Here is a 19,962-nt window from a genome sequence, read left to right on the forward strand (position 1 = left end):
AGACTTGCAGCGATTCATGGCATTTCCCAATTACCGCTGGCTAGACGTTGCGGCAATACTCGGCTTGGCGGGGCTGTATTGCCTGTTAGCCAAAATTGTACTGTCTTATTTCTCAGAGACCGGTAACATCACCCTGGTGTGGTTTTCCGGCGGATTGGGATTGGCCGCCTTATTGCTGAAAGGCCTTTGCTATTGGCCAGGCATATTTCTGGGCGCGTTCGCCGCCGGCTTGATGGTAGACGACTCGCTCCCACTGTCTTTTGCCATTGCAACGGGCAACACACTGGAATCGGTGACAGCCGCCTACCTGCTAAAACACCAACAGCGTTTTTCTTTAGACTTAACCGAGCCAGGCCACTTTATCTGGCTAACCCTGACCGGCGCCGCTTGCTCGTTGATCAGTGCAGGCATTGGCCCTTTGGCTTTACATCAGGCCGGCTTCATACCGCTAGCGGCTATGCCGCAAGCGATTTTACATTGGTGGATGGCGGATGCGTTCGGTATTGTCACGACCACCCCGATATTATTGGTGTGGCGAAATTGGCCAAAGCAATGGTTTGCTGAAAAGCGCGGCCTGGAAGCGTTGCTGCTGATTATTGTTGCTTTGTTCGCCGGCCAAGTAGTATTTCTCGATGCTTTCCAGCCTGTCTTTGGCAAAATCGCCCGCGGTTACTGGATGTTTCTGTTTGCCATTTGGGCCGCCCTCCGTTTCTATCGCCATGGCGTGACACTGATTGCCGGCTTGATTACCATCCAAGCGCTATTCGGTGCCGCACATCATCTAGGCTTTTTCGGCGACGACTTTGAGAAAAGCGAATTGCTGAATCTTTGGTTTTATATATTGGTACTGTCCTGGACCGGCACCACTTTGGCACTTACTCTGCACAAGCAGCAGCTGATTACCTCAGGACTGAGCGATAGCGAAAAACGTTTGAAGGCTATCATCGACTACTCGCCAGTACCCCAGGCCATTTACAACGCCGAAGGCAAGTTCACATTGCTAAATCCGGCTTTCAGCAAAGCTTTCGGTTACACCTTGGAAGACATTAAAACGCTTGACGAATGGTGGCCCAAAGCCTATCCCGACCCCGCCTACCGCCAGAACATTATGGAAACCTGGCTGGAGTTGACTGATAAATCCCGTCGCGTGCAAAGTTTCGAAACCCTCCAAGCGGAAATTCATTGCAAACACGGCGAACGGCGCACGGTGCTCGCCGGTTCGGTATCCCTGGGCGAATCGTATGTCGGAGACAATCTGGCCATTTTGTTCGATATTACCGAGCAACTAAAATCCGAAAAAGCACTGACCGAATCCCATTTACTGTTGCAGACCATCCTGGAAACCTTACCAATCCGTGTATTCTGGAAAGACCTAAATTCTCGCTATTTGGGCTGTAACGCGCTATTTGCCGGCGATGCCGGACAATCCAGCTCCAGCGATTTAATCGGCAAGGACGACAGTCAACTGAATTGGCGAGATCAAGCCGCAAGTTACCAAGCAGATGATCGTCAGGTGATAACATCGGGGGTAGGCAAACTGGCGTATGAAGAACCCCAAACCACACCTGCCGGCAATACCATTTGGCTACGCACCTCGAAAATACCCTTGCGCAATTCCGATCATGCAATGATCGGCATTTTGGGGATCTACGAAGACATTACCGAAAACAAAGTCCGCGAAGACGCTTTAGCCCAATCGGTTTCCTTGCTAAAGGCTACGCTGGAAGCCACGGCCGACGGCATTTTGGTGGTCAGCCTGCAAGGTCAGATCGTCACTTACAATCAGCGTTTTTTTGAACTGTGGCAGTTGCCCAGCACGGCTGTTGGAGAAGATAAAGACGATATAAAACTTTTGCATTTAGCCGTTAAGCAGCTAAAAAATCCCGATGCGTTTTTCGACAAAGTTCAGGCTCTTTACAATCACCCCGCGGCAGAAAGTTACGATCTGATCGAGTTTACCGATGGCCGGATTTTTGAACGCTATTCCAAGCCACAAAGTATCGCCGACAAAATTGTCGGCCGCGTCTGGAGTTTTCGCGACATCAGTAATCAACATCGTACGGAACAAGCGCTGCAAAAGAAAGAATACTATCAACGCGCATTGCTGGATAACATTCCGCATGCGATTTGGCTAAAAGATACCGATAGCCGCCTGCTGGCCGTCAACCAGGAGTTCGCCAACGTATTTTCCGCGGTCAACCCGGAGGCGCTGGCGGGCAAAAACGATTTCGACATTGCCCCGCCGGAACTGGCCGAAAGCTACGTGGCCGATGACCGGCGCGTGATGGCTTTGCGAGACAAATTGATTGTCGAAGAGGAAATTGTTGATCGCGGCGTGCGCAAATGGTTCGAGACCTATAAAGCGCCTGTAATGGATGAGCAAGGTCAGTTACTGGGTACGGTTGGTTTTGCCCGCGATATCAGCGAGTTGCGCAAAACCGAAGAGAACCTGCGGCTGGCGGCCCTGGTTTATCACAACAGCAGTGAAGCGATGATAGTGGTGGATAGCGATAACACCATCCTCAGCGTCAACCCCGCATTTACCAAGATGACTGGGTATACGGAGGCTGAAGTTGTCGGTAAAAATCCCCATATTCTCAGTTCCGGCGAACATGATACGGGGTTTTACCGAGAATTATGGACCACGCTGCAAACGACCGGCGCGTGGCGCGGAGAAATAAAAAATCGCTGTAAGGATGGTCACTTGTTCGTCGAAGAGCTGGCCATCAACACCATTTATGATGCGGAAGGCAAGCCGCTACGCCGGGTCGCCCTGTTTTCCGACATCACTCAGCGTAAACAATCCGAGGAACAAATCTGGCGGCAAGCCAACTTCGATCCGCTCACCGGTCTGCCTAATCGGCGCATGTTCCGCGACCGTCTGGAACAGGAAATCAAAAAAGCCCACCGCATGGGGCAGTTGTTTGCGCTGTTGTTTATCGACCTGGACCGCTTCAAGGAAATCAACGATACGCTGGGCCACGACATGGGCGACAAATTACTGAAGGAAACCGCGCGGCGCTTGCAGACCTGCGTCCGGGAGTCCGATACCGTGGCGCGCTTGGGCGGCGACGAATTCACGATTATCTTGAGCGAGCTGGACTGCATCGAAGTCTCCGAACCGATAGCTAAAAACCTACTGCAAAAACTCAGTGCGCCGTTTAGCTTGGACGGCGAACTAGCTTATGTCTCTGCGAGTATCGGCATCACGTTTTATCCAAACGACAGCACCGATTTAAGCCAGTTACAAAAAAATGCGGATCAGGCCATGTACGCCGCCAAAAACCAGGGCCGAAACAACTACCGCTTCTTTACCCAAGCCTTACAGGACGCGCTGGAAGCCCGCGCCGCGATGCTCGGCGACTTACGTATCGCGCTGGCCAACGCGCAATTTTTGCTGTGCTATCAACCTATCGTCGACTTGCTGAACGGCGAAGTCCACAAAGCGGAAGCCTTGCTACGCTGGCATCATCCAAAGCGTGGCTTGATTAGCCCCGCCGAATTCATACCGCTGGCGGAAGAAACCGGTTTAATCAGAGAAATCGGTGATTGGGTATTCGAAACCGCGGCACGACAAGTGCAAACTTGGCGAAGCACTATCCACCCTGACTTCCAAATCAGCGTCAACAAATCACCGGTGCAATTTCAAAGCGCCGAGCATGCCCCTGAAGACTGGTTCAATTATTTGTATCGACTGGGATTGTCGGGCCAAAGTATTGTGGTAGAAATTACTGAAGGCTTGCTGCTGGACGCCAATCTTTCTGTACACAATCATTTGATGGCGTTCCGCGACGCCGGTATGCAAGTAGCGATAGACGACTTCGGCACCGGCTATTCCGCATTGTCCTATCTGAAAAAATTCGACATCGATTATTTGAAGATAGACCAGTCGTTCGTCCGCAATTTATCGCAGGATTCGAACGACTTCGTGCTCTGCGAAGCCATCATCGTGATGGCGCATAAATTGGGCTTAAAAGTTATCGCGGAAGGTGTGGAAACCGAGCAACAACGTGATTTGCTGGCCGCTATCGGCTGCGATTACGGTCAGGGTTATCTGTTTGCCAAACCGCTGCCGGCGGCAACATTTGAACAACAATTCGGTAAATCAGCATAGCGGATTCTCAGCCGTTCCCCGCCGCCAACCCCGTTATCTTTGTTATCACACTCGCTAACGGGCAGGCGGGAGCCCAGTCAATAAAAACGCCGCTATTCGATAGACCGGCTTATACGGAAAAGCCAGACACCGATACATTGGGGGATTAATAATTCAGCATATGGCTATTGCAGGCCGCCGCATGCTAAACCGCACTAATCACCACACCATCCGGCTTCAAGCTCAAGGTTAAGTCACCGCGCAATAAGCCCTGCAACTCCCGGCCGGCCATGTTGTAACGCCAGCCGTGCAACAACAAGCAATCCTCATCGCCGGACAGTAATTGCTCCAAATCCTTGCGGGTAGCCAAGATGATGGGATTCAGCGAGTTTTCCTCAGCACGGATTCTGACCACGGCGCTGAGTACATCCAGTATCGCTTCATGCTGTTGAGTTTTCTTGCCGGCTTGATCCTTTTCGGCCAAGGGTTTGGGCGGACGTTGTTTGGCAATGTCGATCAATTCGCAAATCGTTTTGCCGTAACGATTGACGGTGCGGTCGTTAATGTTGCGGATCTTGGCTAGATCGGCCAAGGTCACGGGTTGTAATTTGCCCAGTTCCAGCAGCAAATCATCCTGCAACAACCAACTGCGCGGTTTGTTTTCTTGCTGGGCGGTGCGTTCGCGCCATTCGGTAAGGCTTTGCATGATAGACAATTGCTTACCGGTCAGCTTGTTTTTGCCACGAATCTTCAACCAGGCATTTTCCGGCGAGAGTTGGTATAGCTCCGGATCGTTCAACAGCGCAAAATCACTTTCCAGCCAATTTGCACGCCCTAATTTAGCCAGTTGCTCGCACATGATTTTGTAAATCTTGCACAGGTAAATCACATCGTCGGCGGCATACTGAATTTGATCCTGGCTCAAGGGCCGCTCCGACCAGTCGGTACGAGTATGCGCCTTGCTGAGATTGACGTTTAAAAAGCTGGATACCAGCATCGCATAACCCGGATTTTCCTGAAAACCCAGCAGCGGCGCGGCAATCTGCGTATCGAAAATCGGGCCCGGAATTTTGCCGGTAATCTGGTAAAAAATTTCCAGATCCTGCCGGCAGGAATGCAACACTTTGACAATATTGGGATTGTAAATCGCCTCTAACAGCGGCGTTAAATCGGCAATCGCTAACGGATCGACACAAGCCACCCAGCCCGGCGCGGCTATTTGCAGTAAACAAAACTTGGGGTAATAGGTTTTCTCGCGAAGAAATTCGGTATCCAGGGCGATCCAGGGCTCCTGGCTGATCAGTTGGCAAAGGCTATCGAGTTGATCCGGGCGGTTGATATATTGAATAGTCATAGTCGCTATGGCAATTAACAGGGCTTGCCGAAAAACGGCGTGACTGCGTATTTTACCCCGTCGGGGCGTGATTGACTGAAATATTCCGGCATTGGCCGACGCGATGCAAATCAGGAATTTTTCCTTTTTATTGCCGACAATGGAACCCCCGGCCCTGCTTGTTTACCATGCCGCTTTTGTTTTGTATTCTCAGGTAAATTTATGAAAAAAGTTGCGCTCGGCGTGCTGCCATTGTTCAGCATGCTGCCCTTAGCCGAAGCCATAGCCGCGGAAGTTGCGACCAATCTGGAGGAAGTGGAAGTTGTGGCGGTAACGCCTTTACAATTCGGCGGCGTCGATATCAATAAAATTCCGGCGAATGTACAAACAGTGTCAGCCGAGAAATTGCAGGAAGCCCAAGCCCTGTCTCTGGCGGACTACATGAACCGCTATCTCGGCAGCGTCAACATCAACGATGCGCAAAACAACCCCTTGCAACCGGACGTGCAATACCGCGGCTTCAGCGCCTCACCGCTGATGGGCTTACCGCAAGGCTTGGCAACTTACGTCAACGGTATTCGTTTCAATGAACCGTTCGGCGACATGATCAACTGGGACTTAATTCCCAATGGCGCCATCGACAATATGAGCCTGCAACCGGCATCGAACCCGGCGTTTGGTTTGAATGCGCTGGGTGGTTCAATCAACATCAACACCAAGACCGGTTTCTCGGCACCCGGCCACAGTTTCGAAGCCCAAGGCGGCTCCTGGGACCGCCATTCCGAAGAACTCACCAGCGGTTGGAACAACGGCACCTGGGGCTATTTCCTGGATGCCAAATATTTCAACGAAAAAGGCTGGCGCGCCCACTCCCCGAGCGAAGCCAAACAAGGCTTCGGCACCCTGAGTTGGCGCGGCGTTAAATCCGGCCTGGATTTAAGCATCGCCGGCAGCGACAACACCTTGCGCGGCAACGGCGCCCTTCCTCAGGAAATGCTGGCATTCGGCCGCGATCAGGTATTTACGCATCCCGACATTACCCGCAACCGGATGATGCTGGTGTCGCTGGCCGGCGATACCTGGCTGAACGACCACAATCAATTATCCGGTACGATGTACTACCGCCGGAACAAGATCGGCACCTATAACGGCGATGGTAGCGAATTTGGCGAATGTATTGATGAAGGCGCTGGCGAGGACAACTTTTTGTGCGCCGAATCCGGTGGCGAGTTGGACGATGAGGGCTTGTTCGATCTAGGCGGCAGTAATATAGCTGCCTCACCAGCGGTCGAGGGCGGCACCATCAACACTTCCAGCACGCTACAGCAATCGTTCGGCTTTGCCTTGCAAAATGCTTTCGACCACAAAATATTCGGCCGCAACAACCATCTGGTAGGCGGGGCCAGTTTCGACCACGGCAACGCCCGCTATCACGCCGACACCCAGCTGGGTTCGTTAACCGCTGATCGCGGGGTGTCAGGGGGCGGGGTATTGCTGCAAGACGCCCATGTCCGCCTGACTACCGAGACCGATCATTACGGCGTATTTTTAACCGATACCTATTCCTTGACCGACAAACTGGATCTGACCGTCTCCGGCCGTTACAACCAATCCCATATTAAACTGCGCGACCATGTCGGCGACGACCTGAACGGCTCGCACTCATTCGACCGCTTCAATCCAGCGGCGGGTCTGACCTACGCCTTCATGCCGGAATTGACATTCTTCGGTAACTACAGCGAATCGTCGCGGGTGCCGACACCGATGGAGTTAAGCTGCGCCAACCCGGACGACCCTTGCCGTTTGCCGAATGCTTTCGTATCCGATCCGCCTCTCAAGCAAGTAGTCGCCAATACCTTCGAAACCGGGGTGCGCGGCCGGTTGAAAAACTTGCTGCCCGGCTACATGGACTGGAATTTGGCTTTATTCCGCACCATCAACAATAACGACATCATCTTCAAGAGCACCGGCGGTGTCGGCAGCAATGTCGGTTATTTCGACAATGTCGGCTCTACCTTACGCCAAGGTGTAGAAGTGGGATTGGCGGGTAATTTTTACGAGCGCTGGCGCTGGTCTAGCCATTACACCTATATCGATGCCAGCTTCGAAACGCCGTTTCTGGGCAGCAGCCCCAACAATCCGCTGGCGGATGGCGACGGCAATATCCAGGTACAGGCCGGCGACAAGCTACCCGGCATCCCAGCCCATCAGTTCAAGTTCAGCACCGACTTCGACATCGTCTCCGCCTGGACTCTGGGAATGGATATGAATTACAACAGCTCGCAATATCTGCGCGGCGACGAAGCCAATTTGACGGCCAAGCTGCCGGGATTCGTCGTATTTAATTTGCGTAGCGAATACCGCTTCAACAAAAACGTCGCGCTGTTCGGTAAAGTGAGCAATTTGTTCGACCGCCAATATGCCAATTTCGGCACCTGGGGCAATACCGGGGATGTACTTGACGGCGTGGGATTTCCAGGCGACCAACAAAGCCGCTTCGTTGGGGTCGGCGCACCGCGCGCCGCTTGGATAGGCATTCGCCTGACGATGTAGTCCAAACCTGGCCGCAGGAAAACGGCTGAAATTAGCCGTTTTCCTCGTCCAGCTGATTGTTGTTACGGGTTTGCCTGAATTTATTCGGTTTGATGCGTTTGATGTTGAGGCGATGCGGTCCTATGGACGCTTCGGTCAATAACTGAAAAATATCCGCCGGCATGCCGTCCGGTAACTCCACCAACGTATACGTATCGCGAATGTCGATCCTGCCAATGCGCTTTTTATCTACGCCGGACTCTTCGACCAATACCGCTTGAATATCGTCGCGACTGATTTGGTGCTGGCTGCCGACGGCCAGGCGATAACGCACCATTTTGCCGTTTGCATGCGGACCGCGACTGTGAGGTTGTGGTAGAGGGACCAACAATCTGGGCTGCTGAGTATGAGTATGCGCGGGATACAGGTTGGGTTGGCTTAGGTAAACCAAGGCCGCGGCGCAAGTCAATAGGTCTATATCCAATTCGGCCGCTGTACGCTGAATCAGCTCCCGTTGCTGGGTCAGGTCTTCTTCGCTGACTATGCACTGCAAGCGCCTTTTAAACTTATCTTCCTTACGACTTTCGGCAGAGAAAGCGTTCATAGTGCCTTACAATCTATCCAGATCGATTTCCACAAAAGCCTCGTCGCGCAAGCGCCGCAACCATAATTCGGTTTCTTCCTCGATTTTACGCTTACGGATTTCCTCGCGAATCTTGTCTTTTTTGAATTGCTCGCTGTTGTCCTGATTTTCGCGCCCCAAGACCTGAATCATGTGCCAACCGAACTGGGTTTGCACCGGCTGGCTAATCTCGTTAATCGCCAACTTGTTCATCGCTTCCTCAAAAGGCGGCACTAATGCGCCCGGACCCACCCAATCCAGCGAACCGCCGTTAATCGCCGAGCCTTTGTCGTCGGAATGCGCGCGCGCCAAATTGGCAAAATCGTCACCGTCATTAATCCGTTCTCTCAGCGCTATCAAACGCTTCTGCGCTTCGGCGTCGTCCACCAATTCATTGGTCTTGATCAGAATGTGCCTGACCTTGGTTTTGGTAACGATATGCTGTCCGGCACCCTCAGTTTCCAGCATTTTAATGATATGAAAACCGCTGGGACTGCGGATCGCTTCCGAGACATCGCCCTGGTTCATCGTCGTCACGACTTCCGTAAACAGGGATGGAATCTGGCCGATGCTGCGCCAACCCAGATCGCCGCCCTTCAAGGCGTTATCGTCGTCGGAGACACTAACCGCAACTTGTTTGAAATCCTTGCCGCCGCGTAATTCGGCGATGACTTGATCGGCCTTGTCCTTAGCTTTTTGAATCGCGGAGGCCGAAGCCGCTTCCGACACCGCGATCAGAATATGCCCTAAATGATACTGGGAATTGCTCTGGCCGGCTTTGCTCTGCGTTTCCATGTAATGCAACACTTCCGCATCGGTAACTTTGACCCGCGAACCGATTTCCCGACCACGTAGCTGGTTGATTATAATTTCGTTGCGCAGATTATCTTCGAACGCTTTGTAGTCCATACCTTGCTTGGTCAACTCGTTACGAAAACTTTCAACCGACAAGCCATTCCGGCTGGCTATATCAGCGACTGAAGCACTAAGCATTTCATCGCTGACCTGTACACCCGATTTAGCCGCCAGTTGCCGTTGCAACTTGTCGACCACCATGCGTTCCAACACCTGTTTGCGCAGCACATATTCAGGTGGCATCGTTACGTTGTTACTCCGCAATTTACTGACGATAGCCCCGACTTCGTTATTCAGTTCGCGTTCCAGAATCACATCTTCTTCCACCACCGCCACTATCCGGTCCAACACCTGGGCCTGACCCGAAGCCATATAAGCACACAGGAGCAAACAGAAAATCACTAACCAATTTTTTATCATGCGTTGCTTACTCAAAATAGCTGGCTTTGCGATAGCCTTTCAGGTTGGTTTGCAGGAAGGTATCGACATTGTCACCGAAGCTGGACAGACCTTTCAGTTCCAACTGTACGAAAAATGCGGTTTCCGGTTTGGTGCTAGGATCGATAAAGGTAACAGTACCGGTGTTCGCGCCATTGATAAAGCGCCTACCGAGGATGCGGAAGCGCCAACAACAGTTTTCCTTTTCCACACCAATGAAACTTTCCGTGGTTTTGTCGAAATTCAAAGAATATTGCCAACGTCCGAAGCCATACCATTCGCCGAATAAAGGTAAGCGGAACGATACATCGGTTTGCGAGATGGTTTGTAAACTATCCAGAGGATTACGGCGATAGCGATACCCTAGATTAAGTATCTCGTTTGGCTGCCTGCGATACGTTAATGCAACTTGGCCTCTGGCAAAACCATTAGCTTCAGGATCCCATTGCGTTCCGGTCATATATGACAAGTTACGGCTGAATTGCCCACTGAGCTCTCCGATCAGGTTGGATGTACTGCTTGTTTGGGGGGCTGTAAACGGACGCACGGTTGGGTTATTTTTATCATACAAATCCACTGTTCGGTCCTGGAAATAGAGGATCTGTCCAATACTCAACTTCAATGGTTCTAAGCCGGTATTTGAATCGATGAACCTCGATGTCGCAGCTAAAGTAACCTGGTTCGCGTCCTGAACTCTATCGCCGCCGGCGAAGCGATTTTCCCTAAACAAGCTGTAAAAATTAGTATCGTACAAAGCGGTATCGAAAACGGGAATGTTGCTCTGATCTTTACGAGGGATATACAAATAAAATAATCTAGGTTCCAAAGTATTCAGATACGGAGAGCCGGACAAATTCAATTCTTTTTCGAATGTCATGCCGCTATCCAGCGAAAAAATTGGTAATGCACGGCTTATTGTAGATGGCAGTCCCGCCTGAGTCTGACTACTTAACTGGTATTGAGTGTACTGACCAGTAATTTTAGGTATGACAAATCCAGCACTACTTTCCAATGGCAAACTAATCGATGGTGCAATATTGAAGCGCTGACCGTTTACCAAATCGGTGTGGTAGAAATGAGTAAACTCGTTATTCATCGCCAGCGTAACCGGCAAACCTTCGAACGCATGCGCCACGTTGAAATTGACACGAGGCAGCATATCGTAGGGCATCGCGGCATCGGGAATCGTTCTATCCACCGATTGATAATGATATGCCCCCACCGACAAACCTAGACCGGTGCCGGCAACAGCCCCGCCGTAACTCAGTAATGCGGTACTGGGCAAATAACTGGTATTTTGGAAACCCAAGGCATTGTTCAAGTCGTTGAAATAGGTTTTGTCGGACACATAATTCAAATCCAACAAGGAATTTAAACCGGGTAGCAAACTGGTTTGATCCTTCCAGCTTGCCGAGTAACGGGCCTTGTTGACCAATTGATCGTTGGGCATATATTCCGCAGAAAACGTGCCTCTGGACATATCGGTCAGATAGCGGAATTTATTACGTAATTGCTCGCCACGCTTGGTCATATACCGCGGCGTGACGATATCGTCGAAGTTGGGGGCTATATTCCAATAAAACGGCACGGAAAAGTCGAAACCGTTCCGCTGTGTGTTACCCCAAGTTGGCGCCAACAGGCCCGACAGGCGGCGATTGTCGGTAGGGAAGGAAATATAAGGCGTGTACAACACCGGTACGCCTTTAAATTCCAGCCAAGCGTTTTTCGCTGAACCTTGTCCGCTGTCCCGGTTAATTTTCATCCGCGAGGCATGCACAATCCAGTCCTGGTTGCCCGGCGCACAACTGGTAAACGCGGCATCGTTATAACGCGACAAGCCTTTACTCTCGCGATAAACCACCCCGGCGTTGCCGCGAAACGGCGCCTCCGCGACGATAAATTGCGCCTTGCGCAAGCGTGCTTCGTCTTTACCCAGGCTCAACGAGGCGGTCTCGCTGGAAAAAGCCAGCTGGTCTTCGCTGTATAACACGCTACCTTGTGCGTCCAAGGTTTCGGCAACCGTATCGTAACTGGCCTTGTCGGCAACCAAATGCTGATCCGCGCGCACCATATCCACATTACCGGCAAAATTAAGCACTTCGCCGTCGAACACTTCCGAAAAATCGGCGTTAATATCGGTAGTTGCTGCATCGCGGACTTCGGCGGAGGTGGCTCTGATTTTGCGTTTTTTAGCACCCCACACTTCGCAGCTTTGCCAAGGATCTTTATCAAACTCGGCCCGTAAGGTTTGAAAATCCCGCTCTTGTTTGCGATCAAAGGTCGGCGTAAGCCAAGACGAACCGGACTCTTCACTGCTGCCGCCTTCGGCTACGACATGGGCCTCGCCTTTCGGATCGGCACCCACCAGATTACAGTTCCAACCACTCTTATCATCACCGGTTTTGCAAGTCCAACCGGGCACTTTGCCGGTATTGGCATTGGCTGTCTCGGTTTTGGGCTCGACTTTTTCCAGCACCGGTTTTTGATTTTCAGTCACTTTAACCCGTAACTTTTGCGGCTCGGCAATAGCTTTTTCCACCGCCTTTTCGACCACCTTAACTTTTTCCGGCTCGGGTTCCGGTTTGACCGCTTGTTGAACGGGCGCGGGCACGACAGGAACAGGCGGCTGCGCGACTGTTTCCGGCTGGGCAGGCTTGGTTTGGGCGGGCGGGGTGGGTTTAATCACTTGCGGCTGAGCAGTTGGCTCGTTGCCAGCAGGTGTTTGATTTAGACAAGTCCATTCGCCATTTTTGGTTTGCTCACAATTCCACGCCGCATTATTGGCAGCAGAGGCGACGCCCGTAAAAAACAATAATGCTGAAGAAATTGTATAAAACCGATAATTCATGTCTTGGCGAATGCGGCTAAATTGACTTAGCGGAATGGAAATCGAATAAAATGCTTGTCATCATTTTACCTTAGGTTGACCCGCAATTAATAAAAATGTACGTTTCCAGCTCAGACCGCCGCTTGGCGGAGCTTGTCGATTGGCTCAATAACGACGTCGCTCTTGATATACAACAAATCACCCCGGCTTCCAGCGACGCTAGCTTTAGGCGATATTTCCGAGTTGAGCACCGGGACGGCTGCCACATTGCCATGGATGCACCACCGGACAAGGAAAATACCGAACCGTTCGTACGCATCGCCGGATTGCTGAAACCGAGCGATATTCATATCCCGAATATCTATCAACAGAATAGCCGACAAGGTTTTCTGTTGCTGGAAGACTTAGGCTCCACAAGCTTTCTTGACCGCTTACAAACCGGCGATGCAGAACTGTTGTATCGACAAGCCATGGACAGCTTGTTCAAACTACAAACCGGCGTAAATCCGCTCGATTGCGGCTTGCCGGTTTACGACAGCGCTCTGCTACTGCGGGAACTCGGTATTTTTTACGAATGGTTTTTGGAAAAACTATTGGGCATTACGATTCCCCATACGCTCGCGACATCTCTCAACGCTATCTTGATCGATTCGGCACTTGAACAGCCGCAAGTCTGCGTGCACCGCGACTTCCACTCGCGCAACCTGATGGTGCTGGAACACAACTCACCGGGCGTTATCGACTTTCAAGACGCCGTCGTCGGCCCTATCAGCTACGATTTGGTGTCGCTGCTGCGCGACTGTTACATCGCTTGGCCCGAACAGCAAGTCATCAGCTGGGCCCAGCAATATCATCAACGCCTGTTGTCAGCCGGACTGCTGAAAGCCGATTTCAATCAATTCAAACGCTGGTTCGATCTGATGGGCATGCAGCGTCACCTGAAAGCCGTCGGCATTTTCGCCAGACTGCATCTGCGCGATGGAAAATCCGACTATTTGGCCGACATTCCGCGCACCCTGGCTTATATTTCTAGGGTTTGCGAGCTCTATCCCGAGTTAACCGAGATGCAGCAGTTTCTGCAAGAACAGGTGCTGCCGCGTGTCGAGGCATCTGCATGAAGGCAATGATTTTAGCGGCCGGGCGCGGCGAAAGAATGCGGCCCTTGACCGACCATACCCCCAAACCCTTATTGAAAGCCGCCGGTAAGGCGCTGATTGAATACACCCTGGAAAACCTGGCACACGCCGGCTTTACCGAAATCGTCATCAACATCGCCCATCTAGGCGCGCAGATTAAAGACTATTGTGGAGATGGTAAGCGCTGGAATGTTTCGATTGAGTATTCAGATGAAGGCGAAACCGCGCTGGAAACCGCCGGAGGCATTGCCAAGGCCCTGCCTTTGCTGAGCAATGAGCCGTTCCTGGTGCTTAACGCCGACATTATTTGCGATTATCCCTTGGCCAACTTGCGAACCCAAGCCATTGATCTGGCTCATTTGGTGATGATCAATAATCCGCCGCATCATCCGGAAGGTGACTTTTCGCTGAATGCCGACGGTGTATTGTCGGAACAAGGCTTGAACAAACTCACCTTCAGCGGTATCGGCGTTTATCACCCCAAGCTGTTTGCCAACATCCCGGTCGCGCCGTTAAAACTGAGACCGGTGTTAAACCAAGCCATGCAGCAACAGCGGATTAGCGGGGAGAAGTTTTCCGGCCTGTGGATGGACATAGGCACACCGGAACGCTTGGCTGAACTGAGTGAGCATCACTTGCGCCTCAGCGGCCGACATGCCGAGGATGGCATGCATTAGAATGGTTTGACGACGGCCAGCAAGACTATGGCGACTAAGAACAATACCGGAATCTCGTTGATCCAGCGGAAATACACATGCGAATGCCGGTTGCGATCATGCTTGAAATCCAGCAGCCACTTGCCGCAAAACACATGGTAAACCACCAGCAAACCCAACAAACCCAACTTTAGATGTAGCCAACCGCTGCGGGAATATAGCATCCAGGCATAATCGCCCAACATCCACACGCCAAAGATAAAGGTACAAATCATGCCCGGCGTCATGATGCCATAGTACAGTTTGCGTTCCATGACTTTGAAGCGCTCGTTGCTGATACTGTCGTCGCTCATTGCGTGATAAACAAATAACCTGGGCAAATAAAACAAGCCGGCAAACCAGGTCACCATAAAAATCAAATGTAAGGCTTTTAACCAGAGCATGAGGTTCCCAGAGCTGACTAACGTAAAATTTCGGTGGTCACCGGCGCGGGCATGCCCGGTAACGCGGTGGGAGGCGTGACAATCAGCACCCGATTACTGTTTTGTTGCGCTTGTCTTTCCAAGGCTGCCGCCTGGCGTTGTTCCGCTTCAACTTGCTGCTGTTGCGCAATCGCACTTTGCTTTAGGGCATTTGTCGATTCGGTTTGGTTTTTCAGTATCGCATCGCGTCTTTCAGCTTCCAGCTTGACGGCTTTGGCAGCTTCCTGTTCGTTTTGCAGGGCTTCCAGCTTGGCTTTGGCCGCTGCCTCTTGTGCTTCATTGGCTTGAATATCCAACTGCACGGTTTTATCGCTGGTTTGGCAAGGTTTGGCCTGATAAACGGTTTTGCCGTCCTTGCCGATACATTTAAATACCTCCGCGCTTGCCGAGTGATAACTCAGAACCATCGCCAGCAAAATTAACACCCTCATCGCACACCTCGCCAAAACGCCATTTGCTCGGGCCATAGTTTAGGGTAAAAATTCAGTCTGTTTTCAATAGTTAGGAAAAATCGTTGCGCCAAAATAGCTTATGTCGTTTTCCGGCTAGTCAAATCGATTAGGTCCCCAGATCTTGCTCGGTCATCTCCGCCAACGCATCGCGATGTTCGCGGCGAATTAATATTAGGTTTCTGGCATACACAAAAGTACCAGGCAATTGACCCAGGATAATCACGGGATCCACTCGGTGAATACCGTAAGCCAACACGATGACCCCGCCCGACAAACTGAAATACCAAAAACTTACCGGAATCATGCTCTTCTGGTGCCGCTCGCTGTGTATCCATTGCACGATAAAACGCATCATAAACAAGGTCTGGCCCACCAAACCGATGCTGAGCCAAATGATGTCATTCGAATCCATGATCGATAAATGGTGCTGCCATTTATCCGCCAAATGCGTAAAAAAATAAACGATTCCATTTTCCATGTTAACGACTCCTAAAATACGGCGGAACAAATGGGTTGAATCCAGCGATTAACCACGCTGAATCTCGCTGACAATCGGCAGGCTATGGCGTTTTTTCAACCAGACCACGCCCAGCAAGTCGACGATGCCAACCAGCGCCCGATCCAAGGTTCCGTACTTCGATGTGCCAAAATTTCTCGGCCTATGATTTACTTTTACGGAAATGACATTCCCGCCCGCCATCCGGATTAACGCCGGCAAGAAACGGTGAATATGATCAAAATAAGGCAAGGCCAAAAACTTATCGCGCAGAAATAACTTCAAGCCGCAACCGGTATCCGGCGTGGCGTCATGCAAAATTGACTGCCGCACCGCATTGGCAAATTTAGAGGAAAACTTGCGCCAACCGGTATCGTTGCGCTTATGCCGAAAGCCGGCCAGCATCCACAATTGGCTGTCGTTTTGCTCGCGCCAGGCCGCGACCAGATGGGGTATATCGGCCGGATCGTTCTGGCCGTCGCCGTCCAAGGTGGCAATCCATGGGTAGCGCGCTGCCGAAACGCCGGTATGCACGGCACGGCTTTGTCCGCAACTGCGTTGATGTGTCAGCACGCGCAGAGTCGGATATTGCTGCATTGCACCTTGCAGTTTTAGGCCAGTGTCATCGGTACTACCGTCGTCCACAAAAATCATTTCATAGGCTTCCCCATCGCCCAGCGCACGATGGATTTCCTCGATCAGCAATTCGACATTGTCCGTTTCATTGTGAACGGGGACTACTACAGAAATCTTCATATCTTGGTAAAAGTTGAAAAAGTTGTGAATTGTATCAAACGCTTATACACGGATAAGAATTTTGTACAGGTTTGAGTTATAGGGGCTTGACGTCAGCAGCCTGCCCCGCGCGCCGAAATACCAGCCAATATTCTCGATGCGGCTGTAGGTATACTGCATCGCTAGGCTGGTTTTTTTCCAGGGAAATCAAATAACCGTCCGCATGCTGTGCCGCCCAATCGGCAAGCCGTTCCGCGGATAAAACCGGCAGCGGCTGGGTTAATCGCCCCAAGAAATTGAATTGCCCTTGGTAATTGCCAACATAGACATAAGGAATATGCTGATCGTTAAAGCTATTCACTTTTAACGCAGCGGGTTGCAGGTCGTATGCCAGGCCGGCATAGCGGAAGAAAAATATAAATCCGACGAAAATTGCCGCCACCAGCGCTGTCGAGATTGCCGCAACCGACAACGTGCGCTTAATCCAAACCAATAGCGCCAACATCATGGCAATAGCCAACACACTCAAACCCCATGCCGGCTGCACAGTCTGGACCCAGTTCAATTTCGACAAACCCGGTACCTTGGGCAGATAAACTAAAAACACCCCGATTGCGCCGAACAGCACCGGCAGCAACCACTCGCCACCCAATCTCGGCTTTTGGGTATTCACCACCACCCTGGCTACCAACAACGCAAACGCCGGCAACATCGGAATCAAATAATGAATCTGCTTGCTGGGCAACAGCGAGAACACCACAAAGGTTGATACCAGCCACACCAGACAGAAACGTAGACCGCGATCATTAAAAAATCGGCTGCCGCGCAAACTGCCCCAGAAATGCGGCCAGAACAACCAGGGGAACAAAAACATCGGTAAAAAAGGCAGATACCAAAACAGCGAACGGGTATGGATTTTGGTGCTGACTGCGCGATCAGCGGTCTGATGCCACAATATCGCGTTGGCGTATTGCTCGCCACCGGCAATGGCAGCCGGAATCGCCCAAACCAGGGCTATCGCGACTCCAATCAAGGCTGCGATCAACAAGCCAGCAAACCATCGACTGAACACAATCGAACGCGGAGCCCAAACAGCAACCAAAATTACGGTAGGGATTAGATGCAAAAAAACCACAGGCCCTTTACTTAGAATACCGAACCCCACTGCTGCCGCAACCAACATCCAACCCTTACGTTCCGAGCCTTGCAAGACTTCCAGCAAGCCGAGCATTCCCAACAGCACCCAGCTAGTCAGCAGAATATCAAACATGATAGACGTGGCGAATAAGGTCCACAGCAAGGTTGCAATCAAGACCCACGGCGCCGCCATTGCTACCGCAGTTTGCTCCGGCCAAAGTTTTTCCGCCAATTTTCGCGTCAGCAACAGATTTGCCAATGCAGCCAACGGCCCGACCAAACTCGGCCACCACTGATTAACGCCGAAAACCCACCACCCGGCTTGAATCAACCAAAATAATAAAGGCGGTTTATGGCTGTAGGTTTCGCCATTCAAATACGGCACCAGGAAATCGCCGCGCAGCCACATCTCCCAAGCCACACTGAGATAGCGCGTTTCATCGATGGGTATGGTCGAGCGAAAATAAACGCTTGCGGACAACAGCAGCCAAAGCGGCAGGATGCCCCAGCGGTAAATCAGTTTATCGGGTATGGTCATTTTTCGAGAAAATATCGATTCGGGGCACTGGACATCCAAGCGACCAGAATCACGCCAGCGTTATGACATAAGATTAAGCCAATTTCATGCCAACACTATTTCAGTCGGCAACGCCCGACACACCTCAAGATGATATAAAAAAGCAAGAGGATCGGTTGAAACAAACCACTAAGTGGGTTGAATTGCCCCATTAATCATAAGGAATCAGGCGACGACTAAGCGCCACGACAAACTCTCGCCAGCCCGTAACGGTGTAATAGTGCCAGCCGTATCGGCATACGCTTCCGGTACCATCCAGGCTTGCTTTTCTAAAGTAACGCTCGCGGAATTGTGCGGCAAACCGTAAAAATCCGCGCCATAAAAACTGGCAAACCCTTCCAGCTTATCCAATGCGCCAGCCTGTTCGAAGGCTTCAGCATACAATTCCAATGCCGCATGCGCGCTGTAACAACCTGCGCAACCGCAGCTATTTTCCTTCAACCCAGTTAAATGCGGCGCGCTATCGGTACCAAGGAAAAATTTGGGATTACCGCTGGTAGCCGCTTTTATCAAGGCTTGGCGATGATGCTCGCGCTTTAAAATGGGCAAACAATAGTAATGCGGCCGAATACCGCCCGCCAAAATGGCATTGCGGTTATAGAGCAAATGCTGCGGGGTAATAGTCGCGGCGATATTCTCGGATGCAGCTTCGACAAATTGCACCGCTTCCTGGGTCGTCAAATGCTCTAAAACGATGCGTAGTGCCGGAAATTGCCGGGTGAGCTTGCTTAACTTGTTATCGATAAACAGTTTTTCGCGATCAAAAATATCGTATTCCGCATCCGTCACTTCACCGTGGAGTAATAGTGGTACGCCGTATTGCTCCATCGCCGCAAATAAAGGATAAGCCGCTTCAATGTCGGCGACTCCGGCATCGGAATTGGTGGTTGCTCCGGCCGGATATAGCTTGAAGGCATGAACATGCTCGGCATCGGCCACCTTTTTGATTTCCTCAACAGAGGTCCTTGCCGTTAGATACAAAGTCATCAAAGGCTGAAACGTGGACTCTCGCGGCAAAGCAGCCAAAATTTCCTGCCTGTAAAGTAAAGCCTGCGCGACCGTGGTGACCGGGGGTTTCAGATTCGGCATGATAATAGCGCGACCAAACTGCTTGGCAGTATGCCCGATCACCGTTTTTAAAATACTGCCGGTTCTGACATGCAAATGCCAATCATCAGGTTGGCGGATGGTCAATTTATCCATAATCTCCGGACGTTTTCATTTAAAATAGCTAGTTATTCTAACATTAAGGGCCTTGAAAATTTAAAACCCCGCCCTTAGTAAGCCGATTTAAACACTTTCAACTGGAGAAGCAGATGCCTATTTACGAATACCAATGCAATGCTTGCGGACATGAACACGAAGCCCTGCAAAAACTGGGTGCAGAGCCCTTAATCGTTTGCCCGGCCTGCAATGAAGCGGAATTAAAAAAGAAAATTTCCGCAGCGGGATTTCGTTTGAAAGGCGGCGGCTGGTACGAAACCGATTTTAAAAGCGGCAACAAGAAAAACGTCGCCGGCGAAAGCAAAGCCCCGGAAAAAGCCAGCAATTGCAGCGGCTGCCCGAACCATAACCATTAGGAATCTCATGG

General features: G+C 51.3%; 15 protein-coding genes. 5 read left to right on the forward strand and 10 right to left on the reverse strand.

Features of this window, described 5'->3' with window-relative positions:
• Positions 1 to 16: 16 nt before the first annotated feature.
• Positions 17 to 4,114: an EAL domain-containing protein gene (locus tag DDY07_RS11940; RefSeq protein ID WP_171696062.1), complete on the forward strand. Its 4,098-nt coding sequence runs from the start codon at positions 17 to 19 to the stop codon at positions 4,112 to 4,114.
• Between the two features lie 184 nt (positions 4,115 to 4,298).
• Here the strand turns inward: DDY07_RS11940 and rnd are convergent, their stop codons facing one another.
• On the reverse strand, positions 4,299 to 5,447 hold the full coding sequence (gene rnd / locus DDY07_RS11945; RefSeq protein WP_171696063.1) for a ribonuclease D: 1,149 nt from the start codon (positions 5,445 to 5,447) through the stop codon (positions 4,299 to 4,301).
• A 201-nt stretch (positions 5,448 to 5,648) separates the two neighbouring features.
• Between rnd and DDY07_RS11950 the strand changes: the two genes are divergently transcribed.
• Complete coding sequence (locus DDY07_RS11950; protein ID WP_171696064.1) at positions 5,649 to 7,979, forward strand: TonB-dependent receptor; 2,331 nt, start codon at positions 5,649 to 5,651, stop codon at positions 7,977 to 7,979.
• Between the two features lie 31 nt (positions 7,980 to 8,010).
• Here DDY07_RS11950 and DDY07_RS11955 read toward each other — a convergent pair whose 3' ends face one another.
• The 3 genes from DDY07_RS11955 to lptD are packed head-to-tail and all read right to left on the reverse strand — an operon-like array spanning position 8,011 to position 12,721.
• Positions 8,011 to 8,562 carry a DbpA RNA binding domain-containing protein gene (locus tag DDY07_RS11955; RefSeq protein WP_171696065.1) on the reverse strand — a complete coding sequence of 184 codons (552 nt, stop codon included), beginning with the start codon at positions 8,560 to 8,562 and terminating at the stop codon, positions 8,011 to 8,013.
• 6 nt (positions 8,563 to 8,568) lie between these two features.
• Positions 8,569 to 9,855, reverse strand: coding sequence for a peptidylprolyl isomerase (locus DDY07_RS11960; RefSeq protein ID WP_171696066.1), 1,287 nt, complete (start codon positions 9,853 to 9,855; stop codon positions 8,569 to 8,571).
• Positions 9,856 to 9,862: 7 nt separating this feature from the next.
• Positions 9,863 to 12,721: an LPS assembly protein LptD gene (lptD, locus tag DDY07_RS11965; RefSeq protein WP_171696067.1), complete on the reverse strand. Its 2,859-nt coding sequence runs from the start codon at positions 12,719 to 12,721 to the stop codon at positions 9,863 to 9,865.
• A gap of 95 nt (positions 12,722 to 12,816) precedes the next feature.
• Here lptD and DDY07_RS11970 point away from each other — a divergent pair, with 95 nt between their 5' ends.
• Together DDY07_RS11970 and murU are read left to right on the forward strand one after the other, a co-directional pair.
• Positions 12,817 to 13,818, forward strand: a complete 1,002-nt coding sequence (locus DDY07_RS11970) for an aminoglycoside phosphotransferase family protein (protein WP_033155514.1) — start codon at positions 12,817 to 12,819, stop codon at positions 13,816 to 13,818.
• Positions 13,815 to 14,513 (forward strand): N-acetylmuramate alpha-1-phosphate uridylyltransferase MurU, encoded by a 699-nt coding sequence (gene murU, locus DDY07_RS11975; protein WP_171696068.1) that lies wholly within the window; start codon positions 13,815 to 13,817, stop codon positions 14,511 to 14,513. The genes DDY07_RS11970 and murU overlap by 4 nt, the downstream gene beginning before the upstream one ends.
• Here murU and hemJ read toward each other — a convergent pair.
• From hemJ to pyrC, 6 genes are all read right to left on the reverse strand, one after another.
• Positions 14,510 to 14,935 carry a protoporphyrinogen oxidase HemJ gene (gene hemJ, locus DDY07_RS11980; protein WP_171696069.1) on the reverse strand — a complete coding sequence of 142 codons (426 nt, stop codon included), beginning with the start codon at positions 14,933 to 14,935 and terminating at the stop codon, positions 14,510 to 14,512. The genes murU and hemJ overlap by 4 nt on opposite strands.
• A 17-nt stretch (positions 14,936 to 14,952) precedes the next feature.
• Complete coding sequence (locus tag DDY07_RS11985) at positions 14,953 to 15,405, reverse strand: DUF4124 domain-containing protein (RefSeq protein WP_171696070.1); 453 nt, start codon at positions 15,403 to 15,405, stop codon at positions 14,953 to 14,955.
• A 127-nt stretch (positions 15,406 to 15,532) separates the two neighbouring features.
• Positions 15,533 to 15,904 (reverse strand): lipid-A-disaccharide synthase N-terminal domain-containing protein, encoded by a 372-nt coding sequence (locus DDY07_RS11990; protein WP_033155518.1) that lies wholly within the window; start codon positions 15,902 to 15,904, stop codon positions 15,533 to 15,535.
• 48 nt (positions 15,905 to 15,952) lie between these two features.
• On the reverse strand, positions 15,953 to 16,678 hold the full coding sequence (locus tag DDY07_RS11995; RefSeq protein WP_171696071.1) for a glycosyltransferase family 2 protein: 726 nt from the start codon (positions 16,676 to 16,678) through the stop codon (positions 15,953 to 15,955).
• 76 nt (positions 16,679 to 16,754) lie between these two features.
• A complete protein-coding gene (locus DDY07_RS12000) occupies positions 16,755 to 18,332 on the reverse strand; it encodes a glycosyltransferase family 39 protein (protein ID WP_171696072.1) in 1,578 nt (525 codons plus the stop codon).
• A 204-nt stretch (positions 18,333 to 18,536) separates the two neighbouring features.
• Entirely contained in the window at positions 18,537 to 19,574 is a 1,038-nt protein-coding gene (pyrC, locus tag DDY07_RS12005; protein ID WP_171696073.1) for a dihydroorotase, read from the reverse strand.
• A 113-nt stretch (positions 19,575 to 19,687) separates the two neighbouring features.
• Here pyrC and DDY07_RS12010 point away from each other — a divergent pair, with 113 nt between their 5' ends.
• Positions 19,688 to 19,951, forward strand: coding sequence for an FmdB family zinc ribbon protein (locus tag DDY07_RS12010; protein WP_171696074.1), 264 nt, complete (start codon positions 19,688 to 19,690; stop codon positions 19,949 to 19,951).
• The last annotated feature ends 11 nt before the right edge of the window (positions 19,952 to 19,962 follow it).

The sequence above is a fragment of the Methylomonas sp. ZR1 genome, from assembly GCF_013141865.1.
In the GTDB taxonomy this organism is placed as follows: Bacteria; Pseudomonadota; Gammaproteobacteria; order Methylococcales; family Methylomonadaceae; genus Methylomonas.